We start from the raw sequence: 25,522 nt of genomic DNA, 5'->3' as shown, positions 1-25,522 counted from the left end.
GAAAAGCAATACTTAATTGAAATGAATCGAAAAGCCGCCTTTACGCTATTAAATCAATCGATTGCATATCAGTAAATATCTCAAAGAACATATAAAGCATGAGCCAACCGCAATTACTTAACTTCTAGTCGGATGCTTGTATTAGTGAGTTTTGCTATCAACCCGCCTATCCTCTCGCGCATATCGTGCCTTTGCACAATCATATCTAAAGCGCCATGCTCAAGCAGAAACTCGCTTTGTTGAAAGCCATCCGGTAGCTTTTCTCGCACGGTTTGTTCAATCACACGACGCCCTGCAAACCCGATTCTTGCCTCAGGCTCACCAATATTGATGTCCCCCAGCATTGCCAAGCTTGCCGAGACGCCACCAAAGGTTTGATCGGTCAATACCGAGATATAAGGCAAGCGCGCATTGGATAAACGCTCCAACGCAGCGCTGGTTTTTGCCATTTGCATTAAAGCCATCAGCGACTCTTGCATACGTGCGCCACCACACGCATAAAAGCAAACTAACCCGCAATTTTCCTCTATCGCCGTATTCACGGCATCAACAAAACGAGCACCCACAACCGACCCCATCGAGCCAGCCATGAAAGAGAACTCGAACGCGCAAGCCACGATGGGTAAGCCCAACAGCTCGCCTTTCATTACGACCAACGCATCTTTCTCGCCAGTACTTTTTTGAGAGAGAGCAAGACGCTCTTTGTAGCGTTTCTTGTCCTTAAAGTTGAGCAGATCTTTCGGCTCATATTCGCTAGCAAGCTCTATACGCTCACCTTTGTCCAAGAAGCTATCTAAACGATGTCGCGCAGACATTCGCAAATGGTATTGACACTTGGGGCAAACTTCCAAGTTTTCCTTGAGCGCGATGCGATACAGCACTTGGTCACAAGACGGACACTTAGTCCATACGCCTTCCGGAATCGACGCTTTACGCGTATTAATGATGTTCTTTTTATCTAATAGTTTTTCTAACCAACTCATTGGAAAACCTTTATGCCCAAACAACGGTAACTCGCATTGTATAAACCTGTTTTAAGTAACAAAGTGCAACTTATTGGCTTTATAATCCAACCAAATGGGATTAATGGAGATGCTTGAGAAAATTGATCAGCAATGGCTAAAAAGCTTCCATTGTGTCTACGAGAACAATAGCTTCAAAAGAGCCGCCGAGTTTTTATCTCTGCCGACATCAAATGTCAGTCGCCATATTGCGTTACTTGAAGAACAGCTTGATGTGCGTTTATTCGACAGAACGACTCGACGAATCTGTGCAACAGACGCTGGAGAACAGCTCTATTTACGCACACAGCCTTTGTTAGACAAACTGAATGATGCGCTTGAAGAAGTGACGCAACACTCTCGTGAGGTCATGGGGCAGCTCAACGTTGTCATGCCAGATTCACCAGAACTAGCTAAAGCCGTCGTCTCTTTTTGTGCTCAGTACCCTGCTATTTCATTGAATTGCGAGACGAACCTAAGCCCTAAAGAGGACTTGCTCGATGGGTTTGACGTTATCTTGAGTTTTCACCGCGGCAAGCTTGAAGACAGCAATTGGATTGCAAAAGAGATCAAGCGTTGGCCGAGTATTGTGGTCGCATCACCTAAGCTATTGCACACACGTCAGAGACCTTTCAAAATTACCGATTTGAAGCACGTTCCTTGTATCAGCAGCTTTACTGCATTGAAAGGAACACCTTGGGTTTTCAGAAATTCGGAAGGAGAACTGATAAGTCAACGAGTACAATCTGCATTTAAGGTCAACAGTGGGCAACTTGCAAAAGCCGGCGCGTTAGCAGGATTCGGGTTTGCGATTCTACCTGTCGAGTTTTGCCATGAAGAAATCGAATCAGGAGATCTGGAAGTGATCGAACTGGAATATGAACCCGAAGATTTGGTGCTGTATGCCTTTTACGCTTCAAGAAAACACTTAGCCAAGAAGATCCCGGAGTTTATCGAGCACTTAAAACGCCAAGCGAATAACGAAACAAGTGGGTAACTGTCAGATCAGGTCTGAATTAGTACCAAATTAACACAAGTAACCTTATCCGCTCTTCTTTGACTTAGGGTAAGTCTTGCATTTAGCAAAACGCAAAACTTGCCCCCATGATTAGAAACTTATCAAACCATTCATTCTCGTTATTAGCTTGACACAAAATTTAAGTCAGATCGCAAAGATTCACCCTTGCGCAATTTCTTCGCTTCATGCCATTAAGTTTTTAAGACGATGCGCATCCGGATGATTTTCCTGAATAAGTACCCGACTCAATGCTTCAACGAATTCACGCTTCATGACATCAGTCGATGCTTGCTCAGGTTGCGTCATTGTTAATACTGCAAACGGATTGGGTGCAAGGTGAATGTCTTTCCAGATACTTCTACAAATCTCCGCATGAAGATGTTGAGGTAATTGTCCTGATTGTAAAAACAACCCCATGATACTGTCATCATTCACAGACCATAAATGACGATAAGCACCTTCAAATAGTTGCGATGGATGGAGTTTTCCCCTGAACCCTTGACAGCTGTACAAGACATTTAACACATCTGCACTCCATTGCTGCCAAATATCTTCAGGCAAATGAGTTTTCAGGTTGGCATACTGACTGATAATCCAGATTGAATCGACATACATAGAGTCTCCACGAACTAGCTCACTCAAAGTCATAAACCAGGATTCTATTTCCGACTTATTACGTTCGTTATACCCTTCTACTTCTAACGTGCCTTTTAATACTCCCAAGTAGAAAGTCACATGATCAAAACGTCGTCGATATCCCTTCTGTTTCACTGCCAATATTTCAGTCATCAGCTCAGCACGAGATGGCATAGAAAGCCGACAACTTAATCGACTTAACTGGAAAAATAGCTTCCACACCCATTGAGGGAATACTTTAGCAACCTCATTCAATAATGAAGTCAATAATTCAGGTGTTATTTGTTCAGGGCAGTCATTTAAATAGTCAAGAACAACCTTTAGTGGCTCCACTGCATAATCACCATCGCCTGGCTTACTTTTCCCTTTGTTCACTGAAGGTATCAATGCGACAGCCTGATCCACTCTACCTGCGACAATAAACAGCTGAATGATAGCACTGCGATCGTCATAGTTTTTTTGATATTTCTTCAACTGAGCTGCTTTTAATACTGCATGAACAAACGCTTCATCCTGCCAGTGCTTCTTGACAGCGTCTAATAGTGCAGTTGCAGTTTTACATGTTTTAATGACCGAAGGAATATCTGCAACCTCTCCCGAATAAGGCCGTTCATTCTTACTATTTTCGCTTTCACCAATAGTGATGAACGGTTTATCTGCACGGAACCCTCTACGATAATACGGCGTCCACTCTTCAACTGACGTCGCCTTACCAAGTTTACCAATAACTCTTGTCGCTTTTAACAAATCTCCCTTTGTAAACCAATAAGCAGCAAGTAACGTTAGAGGTTTATTTTGTTCACTCTCTACATAGAATTTTTCTGCCTTATCTAACAACTCCGTAGTTAAATAGGGAAGAAGACGCTTTGTGTAGTTACCAAATTCATCTCCTTCTGGATACGCCTTAATTAGATAGGGTAATATACGTTCTGGTTGCCCTTCAAAACCCCACGCAACACCATTTATTAGAGCCGATTTCTGCCAGCGAGGAGCAATTTCCGAGTATAGCCTTTCTAGTTCATCATCGGGTAGGCAAAGCTTACACCCTAGTTTTAACCGATTTTCTTCTTTTGCGCCGAATGGATTTTTTTTGTCTTCATCAATCATCCTTTGTTCAACTAGTGCACAAACATCTTTGCCAGCTTTTACTGCATTGGCCAGTTCAGTGTCGGCATCTGGCTTGTGCTGACTTTTGCTGTCTACATATTGGTTGAGGATAAATACAGGGTCATCAATAGCCGACCAATCATACCCAATCAGTTCAACATGTTCCTTTAAAGCCTCAATTGAGCATTTTTCCATTTGATAGGATGCCAATTCTAAAGCGATGCTAGCTCTCTGATTGAGATCTGCACTCCAGATATACTTACTTAGCGACTCAGCAATTTCATACCATCGCTCACAATTTTGTTTTCCTGCAAGCCTCGCCGCTGCGACAGCTGCACGAAATGTACCGCCAGAGCGACAATCTCTTGGCGCATAATGACGAGCAAGACGTAACAATCCTTTATAACAACGCTGCACTTCAGGGTGATTGCTGTCTAAGTTGATGGTTGCGAATGTTTCAATAGCTGTGCCATAGGCAGCCGCCTCATCCCCCCCGTCTTGAATCATTGGTCTAAGTGCACCAAGAGAACTCAAGCTACAAATTGCTTGATCTTTTAGCTTCCCATCGGCTAATCCTCGGATAATCTCAGCCCATGACTCTGCTACGTACTCGCGATTGTAGGTATTAGATGCCTTTGCATAAGGTATCGCTTTTTCGTGCTTGCCTTGGGCACAGAGAGCGCGAATCACACCCTCCAATGCGCCATCACTACGGGAGTATTGGTTACGATACATGACATCATCATAAGGTAATAAGACAGCAACTTTTTCTGTCCAAGTTCGGTTCAACTCATGATAGATCTCAGAGGTTTTCAGCGACTCAACAGGTACATTTTCACGTAAGCCCAGTGTGAATAACGGTAACTGAGTGACATCTCCCCCCAATTCAACCAACTGAATTTCAAGCATTATGGTGCTCAAGTAGTATTGCAGTTCATTTAATTCTTCTAGTGCCGATACTGCACCACAAACATCACCGAGCTTGAGCTTATCGTAAGCATCCAAGAAAGGTTTACATCCTTCACCGGGTTGTGAAGACAACAATTTCTCAGCAATATCGTACCAGTTTATTACTTGTGGCATTAAGCCAGCCTCCTGCTTATTGAAAGCTTAGAACCTAATCGAATAAATTCATTATAAACCAAACGCTTAGGTAAGGATAGACTAATTCTAAAGCATTATATTCTTCACTAGAAATTCAAATGGAAAATTGGTGTGCCGTGGAGTTGGCTAATTGAAGTAACTTCCCCTGACAATTCTTTGATTCCTTGGGGTCAAATAGCCCACCCTAGCCTCAGTAAAATGGCGTCTTTTACTCGAACCAGAGCCCCACTGGTCTCATCAACCAAACTGGCTTACTATGCCAGGTACCTAAAACGCTTTGTGAGTCACTCATGAGCAGAAAAAATAACAAAAATCTCAGCATTCTTCTTAAACTCAGCACCTTTATTGCACCTTATAAATGGCGGGTTGCGGCAGCCTTGGTTGCCCTTGTCGCGACAGCAAGTTTGACGTTATCCGTTGGCTATGGAGTGCGCATTCTTATCGACCAAGGCTTTGCTCAGCAATCATTGCAAGAGCTCACCAATGCGATTCAGTTTATTGTCGGTGTCACATTGTGTATTGCCATTGGGACTTTCTTTCGCTTTTACCTTGTCTCTGCCGTAGGTGAGCGCGTTAGTGCGGATATTCGCCTTGCGGTGTTTAATCATGTGATTACGCTGCATCCGAGCTATTTTGAGACTAACAGTAGTGGCGACATAATGTCGCGCCTGACTACCGATACCACATTGCTGCAAAGCATTATTGGTTCATCGTTCTCGATGGCGATGCGTAGCGCTTTGATGTGTTTTGGTGCCATCATTATGTTATTCGCTACCAACGTTAAGCTCACGCTGATTGTGCTTGCTTCTGTGCCTTTGGTTTTGGTGCCAATTTTGTTTTATGGACGACGCGTGCGTGCTCTCTCTCGCCAAAGTCAGGACTCAATGGCCGATGTCGGAAGCTACGCTGGAGAAGCGATAGAACATATTAAAACCGTGCAAAGTTTTAGCTCAGAGTCGCATGAACGAGCGGCTTTCGCTGTCGAGGTGGAAAAAGCTTATGAAGTAGGCAGACAGAGAGTAAAGCAGCGAGCGATCCTGATATCAGGCGTTATTGTGATTGTGTTCAGCGCGATTTCAGGCATGCTTTGGATAGGCGGCAGCGATGTGATTCACGGAAAAATGTCTGCGGGTGACCTAGCCGCATTTGTGTTTTATGCCATTATGGTTGCCTCATCGACTGCAACCATTTCCGAAGTCATGGGTGAATTGCAAAGAGCCGCAGGTGCTACCGAACGGCTGATTGAGATCCTTCAAGTAGCCAGTGATATTAAAGCGCCAAGCAACCATTTGCCTGTCCGTGCCGACATGCCTGCTGAGGTTAACTTTAATTCGGTGAGTTTCAACTACCCTTCTCGCCCAAATCAACCAGCTATCAAAGAGTTAAATCTAACTGCTGAACAAGGAAAAGTGTTGGCGTTGGTCGGCCCTTCTGGTGCCGGTAAAACAACACTATTCGAACTGCTGCAACGCTTTTATGATCCGCAAAAAGGGCAAGTGTTGTTTGGTGGTGAAGATATTCGACAGTTCGACCCAAACGAGCTTCGACGTCAAATGGCGCTCGTACCACAACAACCAGCGCTGTTTAGCCATGATGTTTTTCATAATATTCGCTACGGTAATCCTGAAGCGACGGATGTACAAGTTATCGAAGCCGCGAAAAAAGCCCATGCCCATGAGTTTATTGAGAAGCTTCCCGAAGGCTATCACAGCTTTTTAGGGGAGCGCGGCGTTAGGCTATCGGGCGGACAAAAGCAGCGTATTGCGATTGCTCGCGCGATTCTAAAAGATCCAAAAATCTTACTGCTAGACGAAGCTACCAGCGCCCTTGATAGTGAAAGTGAACATCACGTTCAACAAGCACTTGAAGCTCTAATGAAAGGACGCACAACGCTGATTATTGCTCATCGTCTTTCGACTATCCAACATGCGGATAAAATTGCGGTGCTCGACAATGGCGAGTTAGTCGATGTTGGTAACCACCAATCATTAATGCAAAGCTGTGAGTTGTATCAGCGACTTGTGGCATTGCAATTTAAGCACTTGGAGTAACGCCTAGTTAAGCGTTCAAAAGTAAGCAAAGGCGGACCAAATAATTTAATAACAGGAGTTTAACGATGTTTTTGTGTCAGTCCAGCGAGCCTTGGCGAGACTAAGAATCTAGCTCTGAGTGGTTAATGAGATAATTTAGACCATGAAGAGCTAGGATAGAAGATCCCACATCATGTCCCATCGTCGCTGTACAAGGTGACGAAATACAAAAGATGCCACTCGCAGTTAAACGAGCGGCATTAAACCAAGCAGCTCGCCTTTTAACAAAGGAATTCCAGTAAGAATCCAGTAACCAGCGTATTCTCCCTTCAACTAGAAACACTCGTTCACAACTACCATATAAAACCCAATCAACTTCATTTGTAACAATTAAGGTTTCAAAAATAGGAAATCATTACTGAAAAAGTTTACCGCGTTTTGTGTTGCTATCTATGGTTACAATGTTTGAGACATCAATGCTTTCAAACCAAGCAACACAAAAGCGGCACCGATATGAACAGCGAAGCGAAACAACTATTTTCTTATCTATGTCAGCGATACGATGCGCTTTCTCAAGAGCTTGAGTCTCGCCCTTTTCCTGAATTTTCTGAGACTATTACTCATCCTCTTGGGCACTGTTTAGTCCGTTGCCCAGCAGGTAGCCAACGCTTTTCTATTGTAGCAGTCAACTTTGCACCCTCCGTTCGCGGGCAAGGCGTGCTTACTGCATTTATCGACTACATCAAAAGCAATCCTTACCACTACCAAGGTGTTGAGGTTGCAATCATTGAAAACAAGAACTTAGCTAAACGGCTTTTGTCTCTTGGCTGGAAGTACAAGTCCCTGTTTGGCAAGATTTTCTTCGCTAGCAAGCCGACCCTAGTAAAGGACTTTCAGTCTGCGTAATAGTTATTACGAAACCGCATCGAAATCCAAAGTAAAACCATCACTCAAAATCCGTAAGCATGTTGAAAAAAACTTGGCGATCTTCTGCAGTACTTCCTCGATGAGCAGTGTATTCAACGTGCGCGTCTGCGCTGGCTTTTGGGGATAGATTAATGCCCCATAACGCATTAATTTGGTTTGGTACGATGGAATAACGCATATCAACAATTCGCATTTCATTATTCGGATCCGTCGCTACAAAACCGTTTGAAAACCAACGGAAACGTTCGATGTCTCTTGCTTGTTGCGATTGCGGGTTTAGCCACGGAAATTGCTCTTTTATATTTAACTTTGGAGTTGATTCGCCAGGGTAAATTTTTATTGAACGCCCCACCCTTACGGCATCTACATAGTAGCTCTCTTCCGTTTCATAAATTAGTTTCCAAACCAAAAGATTGCTGAAACTTGGTTTGGCTTTTAATTGTATAGCGTTGTGTTGTCGCTCTTTGACGATTTCCCAACCAGCTACTTCTGCTCTATCTCGTTGTATCGTTCCAAGACTTAGGTAAGCCAGGCACCATAAAAATGCAATGCGGGCATAGTTTGGGCTTCGCTTCAGTGCAACAAACAAAAGCAATATTAAAATAGGGAGTGTGAACGCGGGGTCGATTACCGAAATAGTGTTCCAAGCATAACGCGTGTTGCTTATCGGCCATAGAAGCTGTGTTCCATAACTGGTGCATGCGTCTAATAACGCATGGGTACTATAACCAAGCGCGCAGTAAAACCAACTCTGCCGGAAGCTTAGTCCTCGCTTTTTTGCGAACAATGGATACAACACCAAAGCACAAATGAAACTACCAAACGGGATAAACAAGAGCGAGTGAGTAAATTGGCGATGGTATTCCAAATACAGCAAAGGATCAGTTGAAGAACGGATGAGCACATCTAAATCCGGAGCCATCCCAGAGACCACGCCCAACACGCCAACAACTGCAAGGTTTCGCTTGTTGCTCACGGCCAGTGGCAAAGCTGCACCCAATAAACCTTGCGTTAACGGATCCATCGTTCACTTCCTTTAGATAGATGAAGCTCAGCTGGAAAGCGTACACGCTCAATAGTCGGTTCCAATTTAAAAACCAGAAGGTTCTTCGACATAAATTATCCGCATTTAAGTGGAAAACAATACACGACTTAGTCATGCATTTGCTTGTTTAGCAACAAACACTTTGATTTAGTGTAAGAAGGAATCACGCCGTTCGCTAGTGAACGAACAAATCTGAGTCTAGGCTTGTTTGGTATTTCAAACCCGAAGGTTTATCTGACGCGAAAAAACAAGGCGAACCAAATGGCTCGCCTTGTTTCTAATTTACTGAACGATAAACGGCAGGCGTTTAGTCTTGAGGATTCTCTTTCGCGTTGATTTCAGCGTAAGTGTGTAGCAGCTCCGTCAATGTTTTTACCCACGCAAAAACATCCGAAGGTGCATTTTCGATTAGTTTTTCCACTAGAGCACAGTGTGTTTCTAGCGTGATGGCCTCTTCCAAACGGAATGAGATCGCGTAGAAATGCCAAAGCACCAATCTCGTCATTCGCTCGCTATTTTGCTTTGCGTTGTCTGAGTCATCAAACGCTTGTTGAATTTCACTCAGTGCGATTGCTGTCATGCGTAGCATTGCATCAAGACGTGCAGACAACATGCGATCTTCACTATCCACTTCTTCTTGATCAAAAGTGAACAACTCATTCATCACGTCTTCTGGCACCATTTTACTGATCATACGAGCACTAAACTCTTCCAGCTCATGGCGAGGCATAGTTACAAGACAATCGAAGGTGTAATCACGAAGCATAAAATCACTCTAGGTTAGAAATCAATTTCAGCCTCGCATTCTAAATATTGAAATTTCAATTGCCAGTGTTAATTTCTATCCATCTACGAAAAACTACAAAACACCGTTGATTGCAATACCAACACCAATCCGCTGCTGATTATGATCATAGTCGATCAAGCTCTTACCATAACCCGCTGAGTATTGTGCGTACCCCTGAACTTTGCCCCAAATCGGAAATGACACACCCAGTTCTGCAAAACCCTTATGTGTTTGAAAGTTCTGGCGACCTAAAAAGGTAAACTCGTAACCATTCCACTTGTAAGCACTCGATAGCTCAAAGTGTCCCATATAGTCTTCGATATTCGGGTTATCATCACCTTTGGGATCATTAGGCGATGTCTTTTCATCTTCAGGTATACGCCACCAAGGCTGGATAGAAACCGCAAAATTGTCTTTTGCAAAGGTTAAGTTGGCATAGACACGGTTCCAACTGCGCGATAGCTCCTGTCTCTGACCGTTAGACTCATGTTCAATACCAAAACCTAACCAAGTCGAACCATCAAGTGGTTTCCAGTCTGTTGGGGTGTAGTAAAAAAGCTCTGGACGATAATTGGTTTCACGGAATGGACGAGATGCTGCACCCGTGTATACCTGCCAAAATGATTTAAGAGTCATTCCAAAAAACAGACCATCGCCATCAAACAACAAGTCATCATAGTTCATTGGTACTTTAAAACTGATTTGGAACTCCGCCTCTTCCTTACGCAGTTCATCGCCGTATTTGGTGTCGGCATACGCGCGTTTATTTACACGATCACTGTATGTAAACGGAAGAATATAGTTAACGCGATGCGCGACCAGACTAAACGGTTCGAACGCGTTTTCTCGTTCTGATTCCAAACGCTTGTCGACCAAACTTTCCTGAAGTTCTTCAGGCTCTTCAATTTCTGGATCAGCGGGCACTGTGCTGGTTACTGTGTCAAGCTCACACTGCGCGCGAATGCTCTTTATGGTTTCTTCATCTTTGCTTTGCTTTATTTTGTCTAGCAAACATAAATCATAAGCACTGGCTGTTTCTCCCATCGCAACTGGCGCTGCCAATAAACTCAGTATTGATATCCCTGCCACTTTTGAAGCCATCTGAAACCCTTAATATTCTTTATGTCAAACCAGATAATTTTAGTTTTTCTTGGTAAACCGCTTGCCATTCTGACGTTAAGGCAATGTTAAATGTCCGCCGACTTTACGTCTTGGATAAATGCAACAGACTTTAGACATATCGGTCAACTATGATCAAAGCGCAAAAAACAACCAAGAGTTGAGCATCATAGATAAAAACCACTCGTTTGCATGATGCTCATTTTATCTATGCAAAATACTGGCTCGTAACTTTGATTGCAAACCCGGCTATGAATAAACCCAAACCATAACCCAAATGCGCCAATGTGCTAAGAAAACGGGCTTTCCAAGGTGTTGGGGTTTTACTCGCAGCAAAACCAAATCCTAGACAAGGTTGAATGACCAAAAATGGGAAGATCAACGTTACCGCGCCTGTAATTAAGCTGGGCATTAGACTGGGCTCTACCAACCAATGATGACCAAAAACAGTAACGTGAGCCAAAGCGAAAGTAACGCCGATGGCATAATGCAAAAACCAGCCAAGTGACTTTTCTCCCGGCATCGCCTCTGACGCCATAATTGGCGCATGCATAAGCTTTCCTTGGGGCATGTACAAAACCCAGCGCGCAACCAACGCATAGTTTAATGAAGGAATACCAAACACTATCCTTTGTAACCATGCCCATAAATCCATTATCAAAGTGGCACCAATCCCTATTAGCACCGCTTGCAATCCCATTAAAAGCAGCATTTTTCTCTCCTCAAGTTTTTGATTTGTTAAGGTCTTAGTTGCATGCTACAACTTAAAGCCAACTTGAAGTCAATGGGGAATAATATGGATATTGCAGAAGTGGTTAGAAAATCAGGATTGCCGACTTCAACGCTCAGGTACTACGAACAGCTGGGGTTAATTCGCTCGATAGGAAGGAATGGATTGAGACGCCAATATTCACCAGAGGTACTCAATACACTCAATTTAATTAGTTTGGGGCGTATCGCTGGAATATCGCTTAACGAAATGGCAGAAATGTTGAATCAATCAGAAGTTTCAAAGCCATATATCGATCGTGACTTACTAACGAAAAAGGCACTTGAGATTGATGAGCAAATAAAACGTTTGAAAGCGGTGCGAGACAGCCTAAACCATGTCGCCTCCTGCCCTCATGAATCGCATATGGACTGCTCTTCATTTCAAAGGCTTATGAAAGTCGTAAAGCGTTATGTCCCCCAAAAGCAGAGATGAACCGCTCTCCCTACCTTCCTATTCTTGATTTAAAAGGAAGTAACTCGACATGGAGGGTTACTTCCTCTCATATTACTTAGCTTTCGCTTTTACGTACTTCTTCACTTTTTTCATCGCCATTTTTTGCTTTAACGGTGAGAGGTAATCAATGAACAAGTTACCCGATAGGTGGTCAATTTCGTGCTGCATCACAATCGCCAAGAACTCATCGCTCTCGATTGTAATCGGGTTGCCATCACGGTCTAGTGCAGACACAACAACTGACGTGTAACGCTCTACATCTGCGTAGTACTCAGGAACAGAGAGACATCCCTCTTGACCAAGTGCTTTGTTTTCTCCGCTCACCACTTCTGGGTTAACCAAGATTAAAGGATCATTGCGTTCGTCAGAGATATCGATGACAACAACCGCCTCTTTTCTGCCTACTTGGGTTGAAGCTAAACCGATACCATTGCCCGTTGCGTAAAGTGTTTCTAGCATATCGTCTATCAGCGTTTGTACTGTCGATACATCAGTGACTTTTTCTGCTTTTACTTTAAGCCTTGGGTCTGGAATGGAGAGAATTTCGAGGACTGCCATACTTACCTTTCATATCTATAAATCGTAATTCGTGGCGAATTATACACACGTTTCTCGATACATAAACCTGCTAAGCTATCTTGCGCACAAGGCATAAACCATTAACTCAAACGACAACACAATAAATGGGTTTGCCTTTTAGACAAAAAACCCTACAAACAGGAAACTAAAACGCCAGCACATTATGGCTGGCGTCTTGTCATGATCCTAATTGAATCGTTTGTTGTATTTTATCTACTGACTTTCCTTGGCTTTGAGTAATACTCTAATCGCCATTTTCTCACCACTTTTTAAAATTAAGTAGGCGATGCCAATCGTTATTAGCATTATGATAGCAATAAAAATACTTACCCCACCGAGCTCAGATAATAAATAAAACGGAGAAATATCTAACGACATTAAGATAAGAGAGAACACTGCCAAACTTGCTAAAGTCCACAGTAAAACAGCATACCATCTTGTTTTTGATGGCATTACATCTCCAGTCTTGTAGCCGAAGTAATAACCAACACTCATGGCTGGGATTAACGTGCTAAGAAAGCCTGTACCACTCATTTCTATCCCAACAATATATTCAATGGCCAACAGCAATGCAGCCCAACAAACGGACGCCAGACACAACAGAGACGTAACAAGAAGTACCGATGGTGGCTGGTTTATTTCTGATTCTGAATAGTTACTTTTTAATTCCACTTTCATTTCCTTCCATTTATTTGAATAAAATAAGCGTTTTAGATCATGCTTCCGCTTGGACAACCTAGAGAAACAACACCGCCATAACTCGTTGTTGGCGTAACTACCATGACTAAATCAACAGGAAGAAACACAACGTCCGTTGCTAACGACAAAGGAATGTCAATCAATGATAGTGGGTATAACGCGATAGAAGTAATATCAGCTCTTAAATAGCAAGGTTGTCGTGCGACTGATAACGCGGTGCCTGAAAACGGCTTTCCGTATCCGCCACCAGCATGCGCATCTATAGATGAACACCCCACCATTAAAGATGCTGACACCACAAGAAATACAACTTGTAGCTTTTTAAATAGTTTTATTTTCATTTAACCTAGATTCCAACTAACTATTATTTTTACAACTAAACCCTCTCTCAAATTGTATGTTCAATGAATTTACTCATATGGGCCAAGTGCAACCATGTTAATACGTTCTATGTATTAGAAACAATTCATTTATTTCCAATGACACTAGTGAGATCATGCGACCTGATTGGAATCTCACTTAAGTTTTCATGGATCTATCGCGCTGAAAATTGAAGCCTCTACCTGTCATAGAATAAAAAGCCGTCAAAATCAGTGGTTCTGACGGCTTTTTATTTTCTATTACACACTCGATTATTGTTGCAGCTTCGCTGTGGCTTCTACTGCTTTGTAGAAGTCCAGCACTCTCTGTTTGAGGTTCGATTAAAACCCTATAAAACATTAAGCCGCAATATTAATTGAGTTGTTCTATATAGCGATTCAGCTCTACCGCATATGTTTTTTGATCAATCGCAGTGTCACCTATTTCTTCATCTAGAAATCCAAGTAGCATTTGTGCACCACCTTCACCATTATTTAACGCTTGCGTCAAGTAATAGGCTGAAAGCACCTTATTTTCAGGTAAACCACAGCCATCATCATACAAACATGATCCTAAATAAAATTGTGCACTCGCCAACCCATCATCAGCAGCCTCTGAGATTAAAGAAAAGCCTCGCTTAACATCCATGACTTTTGGCTCTTTCAGAAGGATTATCCCTAAAAGCTCTTTACTATGAACATCATCCACTTCGATAGCTTTGATCAATAAAGACTTTGCTCCTTGCACATCACCTTGTTCATAAAATTTATTTGCTTCGCTGTACAACTGCTCTGGAGCTTCTCGGTTCTTAGTTAGGAGGCTTTCTGTCGTTTTAGTTGCCTCAAACTTTGACGTAGTATCGTTACATGCCGTAACAAGGAGCACTACTAATAAAACGTTAACAATTCTCATGTTATTCCCATGTGCATTTGATAAACAAGACTGCTGTCGAGTATGAATCGTCATACTGACCGCTTACAATTTGAAACTTTGTATTGATCGGAGCTTTAGCACTAGCTTCACACATATTGGCAATTTGACCACGAACATAAGCACTCGAATCAAAGTTATACTTGTCTTCTTGAGGAATTACACTTGCTAATGAAACTCTAGATAGTTGAGGAGCTTTCCCATATTCCCTTTCGACTTTCAAATACTTCACATTAACAATCAAAATGCAGCCAGATGATTCTAGATTTGCATTGTGTACTCGATTAGCTAGTACTCTAACGTTTTGTCGGATAATATCAAAGAGAAGCATAGCTCTGCCTTTCTGTAATACCATCCCTAAGGCCATGGCCCTTCCACTATTTGCTTTCATTGCAGTAGAAGCTAGAGTTGACGACTGTATTGGAGCTAGAGACGAAAATTTACGTGAAGGAATAACAGCTTTGTTTTTCCAGTGCATTCGATCGGTTAACATACCAGACTTAACCGCCATGTTGCGATCTATCTGTTCCTTAAGCTTTTGTAACCTTTTCTCACCTGTAATATCATTTGGAAGCTTACGTAATGGTCCCGCAAGAGAAGTATCTTTTATGGTATTAACGGGAATTTTCTCATTATCTAATTTGCTTCTTAGTTCGACACAAGAGCTAAATAGTTTGTCAGCTGGATACATGTAATTAATGTAGTTGATTGATAACGGCGTATCTCTCTCGTGCGTTAGTATAGAAATGTACATAATGATTCTCTCAAAACCATTATTATGAACAGGATTGCATAAAGTTCCAAGCTCTAAGTTGTCCTAGTTGTGAGATATACCCTAATCAATGAAAGTTAATTTATAGTTAGATATTTGTTAGAAACACTCAGCGGTCATTACAAATAAACATTCGTTAACTATATGTGTTGTCACCATTACATGTAAGATTATTAAAAATAAAGGCTAACCAGTTGGTTAGCCTTTATTGATATTACTGCTACAATTTTGCTTTGGCTTTTACGCGGACTTTAATTAACACATCACCATCGACCAACCTAAGGTCGAATATTGGTGAATGTCGCGGTGGTGACTCCATCACTTTGTGACGACAACGATTTTACGTCTGCGCTAAAGTAATATGGATTAAGTGGCATTTTATTCTCTGCTGGTCGCGCGTAGTAAAGCTTGGCAGGCTGTTTTGCCATTTGTTGCGCGTACAAATACCCGACCAACGCATGTTCAAACTGGTGGTAACCATTTCCCCAATGGAACGCTTTGGTTGATTTAGGGCTTAGACCGACGCCTCCATATTGATGATCCACCCATGCATCCATAAAAGTGGGTAACGTGTATTGAAGCGTTTCTTTCATCGAACCATCAACAAGGGAAACTGTCATTGCCGCTTGATCGAGCTCTGCCCATTCCCAAGACGAGCTATAGTGCTTGTATGGTCTTGATTGCCAAGCAGGAATGCTCTCTTGCGTCCATTTACTCTGCCATTCTGGTGAGAAAAGCGCTTTGACTTGCTCAAAGTTTTGCTGGTATTGCGCTTGTTTAAGCGTGTGTTTCATTCCTTTGAAACCAAACTCTGTCCAATTGGAATTCTCCAACAACTGACCAGTGAGATACGTCATCCAATACGCTTTGATGGTGTGTCCAAAATCATTGTGTTTCGCATCTGGCATCATTACCGCTTTGTGGTGTATCGCGCCATAAAAACGCTGCTCTTTGACGGAATGGTAGTTATCTAGCATCACTTGCATCAGCCATTGCAGATCTTGCTTCCACTTGGCTTGCGCTGGTTCTGGTAAAAGTGGCGCCGTTAACAACAGGTAGCCATTAATTTGGTCAAGTTGAGCGACTAACTCTTGCTGCTTCTCACTTTCCCCATCACCATCTTTCAAAACCCACGCCAGACCGCGATCATCGCTTCGTCGGTATTGTTTAAATATAAACGCTTGCTGGTCGATAAGTGCTTGTTCAACCTTTGGATCTTGCGTTAAGTAGTAGTACATCGCCAACCCCACCAAGGCGTAAGCTTGGTCTTGAGAAGTTCGCTGTTGCCACTCCATCCCCGGTTTTCCACTACGCGTAAAGCTCACGAAGCCGCCGTTTTTCTCATCTTGTAGATGATCAATCAGGTAATAAGCCCCTTTCTTTGCCAGCTCTAATGCTTGCTTGTCACCCGTAAGATGAAAAAGTACGCCATAAGCGTAAGTTTGGCGCGATTTCATGCGGGTGTATTCGCGATCGAAGTGCGGGCTAATCCACCCTTTGTTTAATTCTTCACACGGCTTTTGTGGGTCGAGAATGACACCGTTATCACAACGAAAAGTCGGAAAATTCCCCGCAGGTTGTCCATGCGCGCTTTCCATCATCCAATATGGGGCTAGGCCATTCGTCACATGGTTTAACCAATCATCCCCCGAAGGCAGGCCTACATCAGCAAAGCTGCTCATGCTCGTCGTTGCGAGCAATAAGGTAAGATATTTAAAAGACATAACACTCAATTAAGTTATTGAACTTTATCCAGTATAAATAACTCCCTTTACGCATATTGTCGTCGTGGTCACAATCGCCTTACGCATTTGTTTGCATCAATCATCTTTCAGCCTTATTCGATGATTGAGCCGCGAATAAACGCTACTCTGTCTTCGACTGACATTTTGGGCACTTCGATCAATTGATAACCAAATTTGTGATAAGCGCTGGCCATCTGTTGATACGTAGCCACCGCTTCAGAAAAATCTTGCTTTCGCTCTTCGTCGTTGCTGAATATCGATGCCCAAGGTGGAAAAATGAATACTTGAGAATGATAACGAAGCATCTGGCAATGCGTGATGAGCTCATGCGAGATTGGAAGTTGTTCCAACTTACTGTAGCCATATACGTCCACAATACTGCGATCAAAAAACACGTCCCCTTGGTGGGCATTGAAAGCTCGGTAATTGCTCACTTCTGCCTTCATCATTTCGTCTCGAAAAGCTTGTTTGTCATTCCAAGGTAATGCTGAACCGTGATTGGCAACCTGCGTTTGTATTACTTGACGGCCGGTTTCTGGCGCGCAGATAAAGCCTTGTGTTTTTAGTTGTTCGATAACCGAGGTTTTTCCTGCACCGGGACCACCAGTGAATACAATGAGTTTGTTCAAAATCTTTTCCTTATTTTTTTGTTTGAGTGAAGTAATGCGTGTACAGCCAAGAAAATGGGCATCATCTGGCGTTTGAAATTGGAATTTGGCACGCTAACGTTAAGCGAGGATCGGTAGTGGGAAATTTGGGGAATAGAACTGAGCAGTGAAGAGATTTACAAAGTAAGAACCGAAACGACGTGTTCATCGGTTATGGAAAACGGAGGAATGCTGAGCGAAGCAAGCTCGCCCAAAATACTGGGTTGGGAAATGGTGCGATTGGTTCTGCTGGTTAACGCGTCAATTGGATATCTATATCAAGAAAATGGCACCTAAGCCTAAGAACGCAAAGAAACCGACGACATCGGTAACGGTCGTCAATACTACCGAGCCAGCCACGGCGGGATCAATGTTAAACTTCTTCAACGTGAATGGTATCAACGTACCCGATGCCGCGGCCGCCAAACTATTGAGGAAAATGGCACAACAGATAATAAGCGCCAATGGCCAAGAGTCAAACACCATGTAGACGACACCCGCGATGACTAATCCCATGATCAAGCCATTAATGGTGGCGATTTTTAATTCCTTATTCACCAATAGCTTCAAGTTACTTTGGTGCAAGTGGTTCAATGCGATACCCCGAATGGCCACCGCTAAGGTTTGGCTACCTGCGATGCCGCCCATACTCGCCACAACGGGCATTAAGATAGCAAGCGCAACGACTTGCTCGACCACATTATCAAAAAGCCCAATGATGGCGGAGGCTACGAAAGCGGTCAGCAAGTTAATCACCAACCAAAGTGCTCTTAGCCTTGTCGCCACGCTTAATGGTGTGAACAAATCTTCTTCGCTTCGTACGTTTTCTGCCACTACAGCTTGTAGGCTGAGTTCGCGCAACGTAATCGCGATGGTCGCCATCGACAAGACGCCCATAATTTTGCCACCAGCCATGATAGGAAACCAATGTGCTCCACCATCAATCGAGACTTGTTTGCTGACGCTTTGAATCGTTTGAATATCTTCTAGAATTGGCGTAACTACGGTCAAGTCGGTAAGTTTGATATGATTTTCGTGCAGCAACAGGGTTTGCGGCTCTATCGTACCAATCACACCACTTGCATCACGCACAATAATCAACCGCACTGGACTTTGCCCACGTTTTAGCAGCTCGGTTTTGATGCCTCCTACGCTGTTTTTAGGGTTTGCGACCAGAAAGTGAGGCTCGGCATAACGTCCAACTTTGTTGTCTTCATACGACAATGCTTGTTGGATATGCGCGACAGACTCTTCACTTTGATCAATAAGGTATTCATCTACAAATTCGGTCGGTAGAAAGTCCGCAAAGATGATCAGTTCTGAATCCGTTATGTACGCCAAGCGTTCATGTTGTAAGTCTTTATTGAGTGATTGATGAATGTGCTTGGCGGTGTCGTATCGGAGCAAATTTAATACCGTCCAATACTTCTCAGGCGGCACTGCTTCTATGACACGCTTACGGTAAGCAATGTTGACCGATTCCAAAATGTTCGCAATCTGTGCTTCTTGATAGTCTTTCAAAAAGCTCAAGTCTTCGGTCGATTCTATCGCTTTAATGATCTCAGCAAGCAAATGTGGCACTTTGCGGTTAATTTGCAATTGGTTGGAATCTATCATTACTTTTACCTATAGCTTTCACTACCACATTCGCCGCATTGACGATATGTGCTATCCGAAGGCATGAATTCTTGATGTTAAAATTCTAGGCGATAGTTGACTTAATTGCGGAATTTATATTTCGCTCGCAGAAACAAAACGCCTCTGCATCAGTTCATGGTATAGACTTGAATGTGTGTCAGGCTCATTCGCCTTGTTTGATAATGGAGTAATCAATGGCACCTGTATTTTTTCTGACTCAGCAGGCCGCCTTACCAAGTCGTAAGGTGCTTCGTAAAGTGATTCAATTTTCGACAGCGCTGGCTCAGCCTATTGTAGTTTTAGTGGAAGACCATCGCCGAAGTGAAGATCACGCATTCGCTCATTTTCTCAGTTTCAACTCTGACCATATAGAAAAAAGACAAGCTGAGTTTGAAGCTTGGACCTTAAAGTTCAACGCATTAATTGTCGAACTTTGTGAAGAAGAAGAGCTTGAAACACCAACGCTCTCTTACGAGCATTTCAAAGGGAGCCATTGGGTTGAGCAAGTTGCGAAACGACTTGTTGACCACACTGACTTACTGCTCGTGGGACACTTTAACAAACACGAGATTCAAACGATGCTCACAGAACTGGCACAACAAGATTGCGACTTGTTGCTACTGAGTGAGCGTTCATGGCCTTCTCACGCCAACATGCTTTGTGCAATCGACCCACTTCATCGAGGGGATGAAAAGTCGATAGTAGATAAAGCCATCGTCTCGCGAGGCTCAAAATTAGAACAAACCTTAAGCGGGAAAATGACGCTCGTTTACTGCCGATACGTCGCGCCATACCTCTCTCGCTATCGTGCAGAGATATTAAGCAATCAAAAAGCAGGCATTACAGATTTTATTACTGCGCAAAAGTTAACGCGAGTTCCATTACTATTACCGGAAGGAAACCCTGAAACGGCGTTACCAAAAGCAGTTAAGCAATCACAAGCAGCGATTTTGATTATGGGTGCATGTAAACGAAGCATGTCATCCCAATTTTGGTCTGGCAGCACTGTAGACACGTTACTTGACCAACCACCTTGTGACCTACTGTTGGTCAACAGCTCCAAGGGCTGACTAGGTATTCCCTATTAATCTATCCTTTCAATACCAAGCGCAGTTATTGGCTCTTTACATCTTCTAACTGCGCGACTTCATGCTCTGCGTTCAAGGCTTGTTTCTGCTGCTGTTTTATCTCATCCCAACTGCGTCCCGACTCAATCGCAGATACACGCTGATCGTATTTGTTGCAGGCTCTTTCGAGTACTTTCTCAGGATCTATCCCCTTTTCTCTTTCCAACGCTTTTAATACGTTAAGGTAGTTCCACAACACATCGCCTAACTCGTCTTCCAAATGACAAAGGCGATCCTCACGAATCTCTTCGCGGACTTCATCAACTTCTTTGCCAATGGCCTCCAGATAAGTCTCTACGCCTTTAAACCAAGTATTGGTTTGGTCATATTGAGATTTTCTCGTCGCAATTGCATACAGCTCATCAAATTTCTTCATTGCCTCTCCGTAGAACACGTTTTTATTTATGCCTTTTTAGGACGAATAAACTTCCCTTTAGCCGTCACTCTAACTTCGCTTTCGACCCGCAATTGAGCCACCAGTTGATATATACCGCGTCGTTCACCTTCACAGTGTGCAGTAATCGTGACTCGATCATCTAACTGAATAGGTGCATGGTAGCGCACATCCAACTGCGCCGTAAGGGCTTGAATGTCTCTAGATAACAAACAATGCGTCATTGCACCATCGAGAAGCGAACTGGCAATACCACCATGCAACAGGTCTGTGTAACCTTGATGACGCGGTAAAACGTGAAACTCTCCGACAACAGAACCATCGGCTAGGTATTGGTAGTTCACGGCCAAAGAGTTCGGATTCACATTAATTGAAGAACAAACCGCACATTGATGATGAGACTCGTGAGTGTAATGACAGTAGCTGTTTGTGGACATGATAGTTACTCGGTTTCTCAAAAGAGTAATTAGCATATGCCAACAATTAAAAAGAAACGGCGAGTAATCTTTGTTTGCATGTTGCAGGGCCAGCAACCTCGCTTTTCATAACACTAAATAATCATTTTAATAATTAACGATAATTTCCAGTTTATTTAGAGTGGCGATATGGTTTGCATAGTGATTACGCAACGTTATGAAAAGGCGACTTATGAAGCTTCTCCACACGATGATCCGTGTAGCTGACCTAGACAAATCTATCGAATTTTATACAAAAGTTCTGGGAATGAGTGTTTTGGATCGTTTTGAAAACCAAGAATACCGTTACTCACTGGTGTTTGTTGGTAACCCTGATCAACCAGATGGCGCGACCATCGAGCTAACTTATAACTGGGATACCGACAGTTACGACTTGGGTAACGCATTCGGACACATGGCACTGGGGTCTGAAGATATTTACGCCGCTTGCGAAAAAATTAAAGCGCTTGGTGGCAACGTTACTCGCGAGCCAGGTCCAATGAAAGGCGGAGAAACTCACATCGCGTTCATTAAAGATCCCGATGGTTACCAAATCGAACTCATCCAAACTCACAAATAACGAGGTTTCCTATGACAGACGCATTATTTCAACCCATTCAACTTGGCTCTCTCTCATTAAAAAACCGTATCGTTATGCCTCCGATGACGCGCTCTCGTGCTTCTCAACCAGGTAATATCGCTAACTACATGATGGCGACATACTATGCTCAACGTGCTGAAGCGGGCCTAATCGTTGCTGAAGGCACACAAATTTCGCCAATGGGTCAAGGCTATGCATGGACACCAGGCATTTACAGCCCAGAGCAAATTGCTGGTTGGAAAAAGGTAACTAATGCGGTGCACGAGAAAGGCGGCGTTATCTTCGCGCAATTGTGGCACGTTGGACGTGTGACTCACCCTGATAACATTGGCGGTGAGCAACCTATTTCTTCTTCTGCGCTAAAAGCAGAAAACGTGAAAGTATTTGTCGATAACGGCACAGACGAACCGGGTTTTGTCGACGTGGTTGAGCCACGTGAAATGACCAAACAAGACATCAAGAACGTTATTGAAGAGTACCGCCAAGCCGCACTAAACGCGATAGAAGCCGGATTCGATGGTATCGAGCTTCATGCAGCGAATGGCTACTTGGTTAACCAGTTTATCGATTCTGAAGCGAATAACCGCACCGATGAATACGGTGGCTCCATTGAAAACCGTCTGCGTTTTCTTAGTGAAGTGGTAGAGGCGATGACGCAAGCTATTGGCGCAGAGCGTGTTGGTGTTCGTCTTGCACCATTCACTTCGTTAAATGGCACCGTTGATAGTACGCCAGTCGAAACCTACACCGCCGCTGCAGCGCTGCTTGATAAACTCAATGTGGTTTACATTCACATTGCAGAAGTGGATTGGGACGACGCGCCAGACACTCCGCACGACTTTAAAACCGCAGTTCGTGAGGCGTATAAAGGCACACTGATCTATGCCGGTCGTTACAACGCAGAAAAGGCGCAACACGCGATTGAAAGTGGTTTAGCCGACATGATTGGCTTTGGCCGTCCGTTTGTTGCAAACCCAGACTTACCAAGCCGCATCAAGCATGGCTATCCGCTGGCAGAACATGACCCTGCCACATTGTTCGGCGGCGGTGAAAAAGGCTTGGTGGACTACCCTGCGTATTACGCGGGTTAATTCATCTACGTAAAGCTGATTCGTAACTCGCGACAAACCAATAGCGAAACCAAAAGAACCTTGCTCTTCCCCCTGTGACACCAAGATGCAGGGTTCTTTTTAGGCAAGCCACCAGAATTAACGTCTTTGACAAGATGTACAACCTCGACACGCAGAGCGCGTCGTTTTACTGAGCAAACTGCGTTGTACTTTACAGTAAGCATTCTTTAAAGCACGACGACCTGAAAACCAATCATCCGGTTTAGTGAGGATTAAGTAGCCGTGAAACCTCTTAACCAACTCGGTTCGATTGTTTTCGATAAATCGGCTATCAAACTCGATGTCGAAGTAATTCAAAGCCTCTTCGATACAAGTAAAGCTGGCAATTTTTTCCTGAATCGTATTCTCTGTCATCGTTTCTTTAGCGTAATCATTTTCAATGAAGTCTAAGTGCCTCGCGCTTTACGTTCTTTGATTTAGCGCTTCTTAAGATCATTCTTTATGGGGTTTCCATATTGAAATTCAATTTGGGAATTCGTTAACCCACCTAGCATTTTCATTTTGACAATCACTTTAAGGCACTGATTTAAATAAACATTATTTCTGGTTCATATTTTGCTCTACTTCATTAAACGGAATGTTGGAGCAACACGATATGACTTACAGAGCAGAAGTAGACGGATTAAGGGCGATTGCTGTCACGTTGGTGATTTTGTTTCATGCAGGAGTTGAGCAATTCGCTGGTGGCTTTATTGGCGTCGACGTGTTTTTTGTGATCAGCGGCTATTTGATCACCACCATCGTGATTAACGACTTAGAAAACCAGAAGTTCAGCCTTGGTGATTTTTATGAGCGACGCATTCGTCGCATACTCCCCCTCTTACTGGTGGTGATCGCCGTCAGCTATTTGATGTCTTGGTGGCTATTTTTGCCGCAAGCACACAAAGACGTTGGTCAATTTGCAGTGTCTTCCATTCTCTCTTCATCCAACATTCTTCTGTATTTGAAAGGCCACAATTACTTCGGTTTAGAAGATCAAGCCAACCCGCTGTTCCACACATGGAGCTTGGGCGTTGAAGAACAATACTACATTGTCATTCCTTTGCTACTCATGCTACTCGCTCGTGGCAAAAACGCGTTTTACCTGACTTTTTTTATCACGGTATTTGTGCTGAGTTTGATGACTATTGTCTACGCGAGCAACGATCCTGATTTCGCTTTTTACATGATCTTCTCTCGCGCTTGGGAGCTGGCAACCGGTTCATTACTCGCATTAGTGATGAGAAAAGTCCAAGTTCAATCTAACGATACTCTAGCAACCATTGGCATCGTTTTGATATTGGCTTCCTCGCTTTTGTTTGAAAAATCGCAAGATGGCGCGGGCATTACGCTGCTGGTGCCGGTCATCGGTAGCGCGTTGGTGATTTTGTTTGCCTCTAAAGACAATGTCTGCGGTAGATTACTGAGCCTAAAGTGGGTCGTGTTCGTCGGCTTAATCAGCTACAGCTTATACTTGTGGCACATTCCATTATTTGTCTTTTACCGCTACGTGTTGGACACAACACAAGACATCAATATCCCACTTTACGTTGTCACTCTTTTTGTACTTTCTTACTTCACTTGGCGCTTTATTGAAAAGCCGTTCCGTAGCCGAAAAGCCATGAGCATGCGCACTGTGTCCGCGGTTATTGTGTTGTTGACGTTGCCCTTGCTAACGCTCGGCGTTATCGGTCATCAAAACGGTGGTTTTCCAGAAAGAAGCGCATTTTTCGAGGCCATGCGCGTTAACAACGGTTATGGTTTAGATTGCAACGGCAACACCAACGTTAACGATGTGTGCTCGTCTGCGCCGCAGCCCGCCATCGCTGTGTTAGGCAATAGTCACAGCATGGTTTACGTGAAGCGTCTATCCGAAGTAACACCAACTGGCGTGGTGCAACTTACTCAAGATTCCTGTGCGGTCGGTTATGTCGACATCCTAGAAGCTGCTGGCTCAATTTCTTGCCGACAGTTCTTCAATGAGGCTGTCGATACAATTCTAAGTACCCCTTCCATTCGTCGCGTTGTTATCTCTTCTAATTTCAATAAAGAGCTTTCACAAGCCGATTATGAAGCATCATTAACCAAATTATTGAATGAACTGAAAGGAAAGGAAGTGGTCGTTTTCGGTCCAACCCCTTCTGCACCGTTTGCGGTAGGAGAATGCCTTTGGAAAGCGCGTTTGTTTGGCGAGACAGAAGAGTCTGCCTGCGACTTTTCTCCCAAACAACATCACCCTCAAAACGTGGCGAAGTTAGTGAACTACTTTGAGCAATTTGAGCACGTTGAGTTTGTCGACTTGACCGATGCCATTTGCAGAAATGGCGTATGTCGAATGAGAGTTGGAGCAAACAATGCGATGTATACGGATGACAGCCATTTATCTTACAAAGGTGCTGAGTTGGTGCTTGGGCATTACCTCAACACTACAAATGAAGCGCAACAGTTCACTTACGACCGACAATAA

Annotated in this window: 25 protein-coding genes; 8 read left to right on the top strand and 17 right to left on the bottom strand. The window is 43.5% G+C overall.

Annotated elements, in window-relative coordinates; translation table 11 throughout:
* Positions 1-113: 113 nt before the first annotated feature.
* Positions 114-983 (bottom strand): acetyl-CoA carboxylase, carboxyltransferase subunit beta, encoded by an 870-nt coding sequence (gene accD, locus R7R24_RS02035; RefSeq protein ID WP_149192051.1) that lies wholly within the window; start codon positions 981-983, stop codon positions 114-116.
* A gap of 109 nt (positions 984-1,092) precedes the next feature.
* Between accD and R7R24_RS02030 the strand changes: the two genes are divergently transcribed.
* Positions 1,093-1,998: a LysR family transcriptional regulator gene (locus R7R24_RS02030; RefSeq protein ID WP_165439074.1), complete on the top strand. Its 906-nt coding sequence runs from the start codon at positions 1,093-1,095 to the stop codon at positions 1,996-1,998.
* Between the two features lie 204 nt (positions 1,999-2,202).
* On the opposite strand, the gene R7R24_RS02025 is transcribed toward R7R24_RS02030, so the two are convergent.
* Positions 2,203-4,845: a hypothetical protein gene (locus tag R7R24_RS02025; RefSeq protein ID WP_149192053.1), complete on the bottom strand. Its 2,643-nt coding sequence runs from the start codon at positions 4,843-4,845 to the stop codon at positions 2,203-2,205.
* A 311-nt stretch (positions 4,846-5,156) separates the two neighbouring features.
* On the opposite strand from R7R24_RS02025, the gene R7R24_RS02020 reads away from it, so the two are divergent.
* Complete coding sequence (locus tag R7R24_RS02020) at positions 5,157-6,917, top strand: ABC transporter ATP-binding protein/permease (RefSeq protein WP_191115913.1); 1,761 nt, start codon at positions 5,157-5,159, stop codon at positions 6,915-6,917.
* Positions 6,918-7,409: 492 nt separating this feature from the next.
* Positions 7,410-7,802: a hypothetical protein gene (locus R7R24_RS02015; RefSeq protein ID WP_005376463.1), complete on the top strand. Its 393-nt coding sequence runs from the start codon at positions 7,410-7,412 to the stop codon at positions 7,800-7,802.
* A gap of 40 nt (positions 7,803-7,842) precedes the next feature.
* Here the strand turns inward: R7R24_RS02015 and R7R24_RS02010 are convergent, their stop codons facing one another.
* The 4 genes from R7R24_RS02010 to R7R24_RS01995 form a co-directional block, all read right to left on the bottom strand.
* Complete coding sequence (locus R7R24_RS02010) at positions 7,843-8,847, bottom strand: metal-dependent hydrolase (RefSeq protein WP_005388760.1); 1,005 nt, start codon at positions 8,845-8,847, stop codon at positions 7,843-7,845.
* 328 nt (positions 8,848-9,175) lie between these two features.
* Positions 9,176-9,634 carry a hypothetical protein gene (locus R7R24_RS02005; protein ID WP_005388759.1) on the bottom strand — a complete coding sequence of 153 codons (459 nt, stop codon included), beginning with the start codon at positions 9,632-9,634 and terminating at the stop codon, positions 9,176-9,178.
* A 93-nt stretch (positions 9,635-9,727) separates the two neighbouring features.
* Positions 9,728-10,756, bottom strand: a complete 1,029-nt coding sequence (locus R7R24_RS02000; protein ID WP_005388758.1) for a phospholipase A — start codon at positions 10,754-10,756, stop codon at positions 9,728-9,730.
* A gap of 226 nt (positions 10,757-10,982) precedes the next feature.
* Positions 10,983-11,486: a DUF2938 domain-containing protein gene (locus tag R7R24_RS01995; protein ID WP_191115914.1), complete on the bottom strand. Its 504-nt coding sequence runs from the start codon at positions 11,484-11,486 to the stop codon at positions 10,983-10,985.
* Positions 11,487-11,570: 84 nt separating this feature from the next.
* Here R7R24_RS01995 and R7R24_RS01990 point away from each other — a divergent pair, with 84 nt between their 5' ends.
* Positions 11,571-11,978, top strand: a complete 408-nt coding sequence (locus R7R24_RS01990; RefSeq protein WP_165439075.1) for a helix-turn-helix domain-containing protein — start codon at positions 11,571-11,573, stop codon at positions 11,976-11,978.
* Between the two features lie 72 nt (positions 11,979-12,050).
* On the opposite strand, the gene def is transcribed toward R7R24_RS01990, so the two are convergent.
* The 8 genes from def to R7R24_RS01950 form a co-directional block, all read right to left on the bottom strand.
* The gene (gene def, locus R7R24_RS01985; RefSeq protein WP_017635324.1) at positions 12,051-12,557 is read right to left on the bottom strand and encodes a peptide deformylase; all 507 of its coding nucleotides are present in this window, start codon (positions 12,555-12,557) and stop codon (positions 12,051-12,053) included.
* 234 nt (positions 12,558-12,791) lie between these two features.
* Positions 12,792-13,256: an ABZJ_00895 family protein gene (locus tag R7R24_RS01980; protein ID WP_149192055.1), complete on the bottom strand. Its 465-nt coding sequence runs from the start codon at positions 13,254-13,256 to the stop codon at positions 12,792-12,794.
* A gap of 32 nt (positions 13,257-13,288) precedes the next feature.
* Positions 13,289-13,618, bottom strand: coding sequence for a YceK/YidQ family lipoprotein (locus tag R7R24_RS01975; protein ID WP_017820979.1), 330 nt, complete (start codon positions 13,616-13,618; stop codon positions 13,289-13,291).
* Between the two features lie 391 nt (positions 13,619-14,009).
* Entirely contained in the window at positions 14,010-14,549 is a 540-nt protein-coding gene (locus R7R24_RS01970) for a tetratricopeptide repeat protein (protein ID WP_033906511.1), read from the bottom strand.
* Between the two features lies 1 nt (position 14,550).
* A complete protein-coding gene (locus R7R24_RS01965) occupies positions 14,551-15,321 on the bottom strand; it encodes a hypothetical protein (protein ID WP_136977145.1) in 771 nt (256 codons plus the stop codon).
* A gap of 296 nt (positions 15,322-15,617) precedes the next feature.
* Complete coding sequence (locus R7R24_RS01960) at positions 15,618-17,063, bottom strand: AGE family epimerase/isomerase (RefSeq protein ID WP_171344645.1); 1,446 nt, start codon at positions 17,061-17,063, stop codon at positions 15,618-15,620.
* Between the two features lie 113 nt (positions 17,064-17,176).
* Complete coding sequence (locus R7R24_RS01955) at positions 17,177-17,713, bottom strand: AAA family ATPase (RefSeq protein ID WP_149192057.1); 537 nt, start codon at positions 17,711-17,713, stop codon at positions 17,177-17,179.
* Positions 17,714-18,004: 291 nt separating this feature from the next.
* Positions 18,005-19,348, bottom strand: a complete 1,344-nt coding sequence (locus R7R24_RS01950) for a magnesium transporter (protein ID WP_033906508.1) — start codon at positions 19,346-19,348, stop codon at positions 18,005-18,007.
* A 215-nt stretch (positions 19,349-19,563) separates the two neighbouring features.
* Between R7R24_RS01950 and R7R24_RS01945 the strand changes: the two genes are divergently transcribed.
* Positions 19,564-20,439, top strand: a complete 876-nt coding sequence (locus R7R24_RS01945) for a universal stress protein (protein WP_005376485.1) — start codon at positions 19,564-19,566, stop codon at positions 20,437-20,439.
* A gap of 43 nt (positions 20,440-20,482) precedes the next feature.
* Here R7R24_RS01945 and R7R24_RS01940 read toward each other — a convergent pair whose 3' ends face one another.
* Positions 20,483-20,872, bottom strand: a complete 390-nt coding sequence (locus tag R7R24_RS01940; RefSeq protein ID WP_054574607.1) for a MazG nucleotide pyrophosphohydrolase domain-containing protein — start codon at positions 20,870-20,872, stop codon at positions 20,483-20,485.
* A 26-nt stretch (positions 20,873-20,898) separates the two neighbouring features.
* The gene (locus R7R24_RS01935; RefSeq protein ID WP_031781242.1) at positions 20,899-21,327 is read right to left on the bottom strand and encodes a PaaI family thioesterase; all 429 of its coding nucleotides are present in this window, start codon (positions 21,325-21,327) and stop codon (positions 20,899-20,901) included.
* 211 nt (positions 21,328-21,538) lie between these two features.
* Here R7R24_RS01935 and gloA point away from each other — a divergent pair, with 211 nt between their 5' ends.
* Both gloA and R7R24_RS01925 read left to right on the top strand, forming a co-directional pair.
* Entirely contained in the window at positions 21,539-21,925 is a 387-nt protein-coding gene (gloA, locus tag R7R24_RS01930; protein WP_033906507.1) for a lactoylglutathione lyase, read from the top strand.
* An 11-nt stretch (positions 21,926-21,936) separates the two neighbouring features.
* Complete coding sequence (locus R7R24_RS01925) at positions 21,937-23,037, top strand: alkene reductase (RefSeq protein ID WP_054577842.1); 1,101 nt, start codon at positions 21,937-21,939, stop codon at positions 23,035-23,037.
* 117 nt (positions 23,038-23,154) lie between these two features.
* On the opposite strand, the gene R7R24_RS01920 is transcribed toward R7R24_RS01925, so the two are convergent.
* Entirely contained in the window at positions 23,155-23,430 is a 276-nt protein-coding gene (locus tag R7R24_RS01920; RefSeq protein WP_017820985.1) for a nitrogenase-stabilizing/protective protein NifW, read from the bottom strand.
* 241 nt (positions 23,431-23,671) lie between these two features.
* On the opposite strand from R7R24_RS01920, the gene R7R24_RS01915 reads away from it, so the two are divergent.
* Positions 23,672-25,522 (top strand): acyltransferase family protein, encoded by a 1,851-nt coding sequence (locus R7R24_RS01915; protein WP_054577841.1) that lies wholly within the window; start codon positions 23,672-23,674, stop codon positions 25,520-25,522.

The organism is Vibrio sp. 704 (assembly GCF_033339295.1).
The sequence above is the reverse complement of the archived record's forward strand: the minus strand, read 5'-3'. Positions and strand labels throughout refer to the sequence as shown.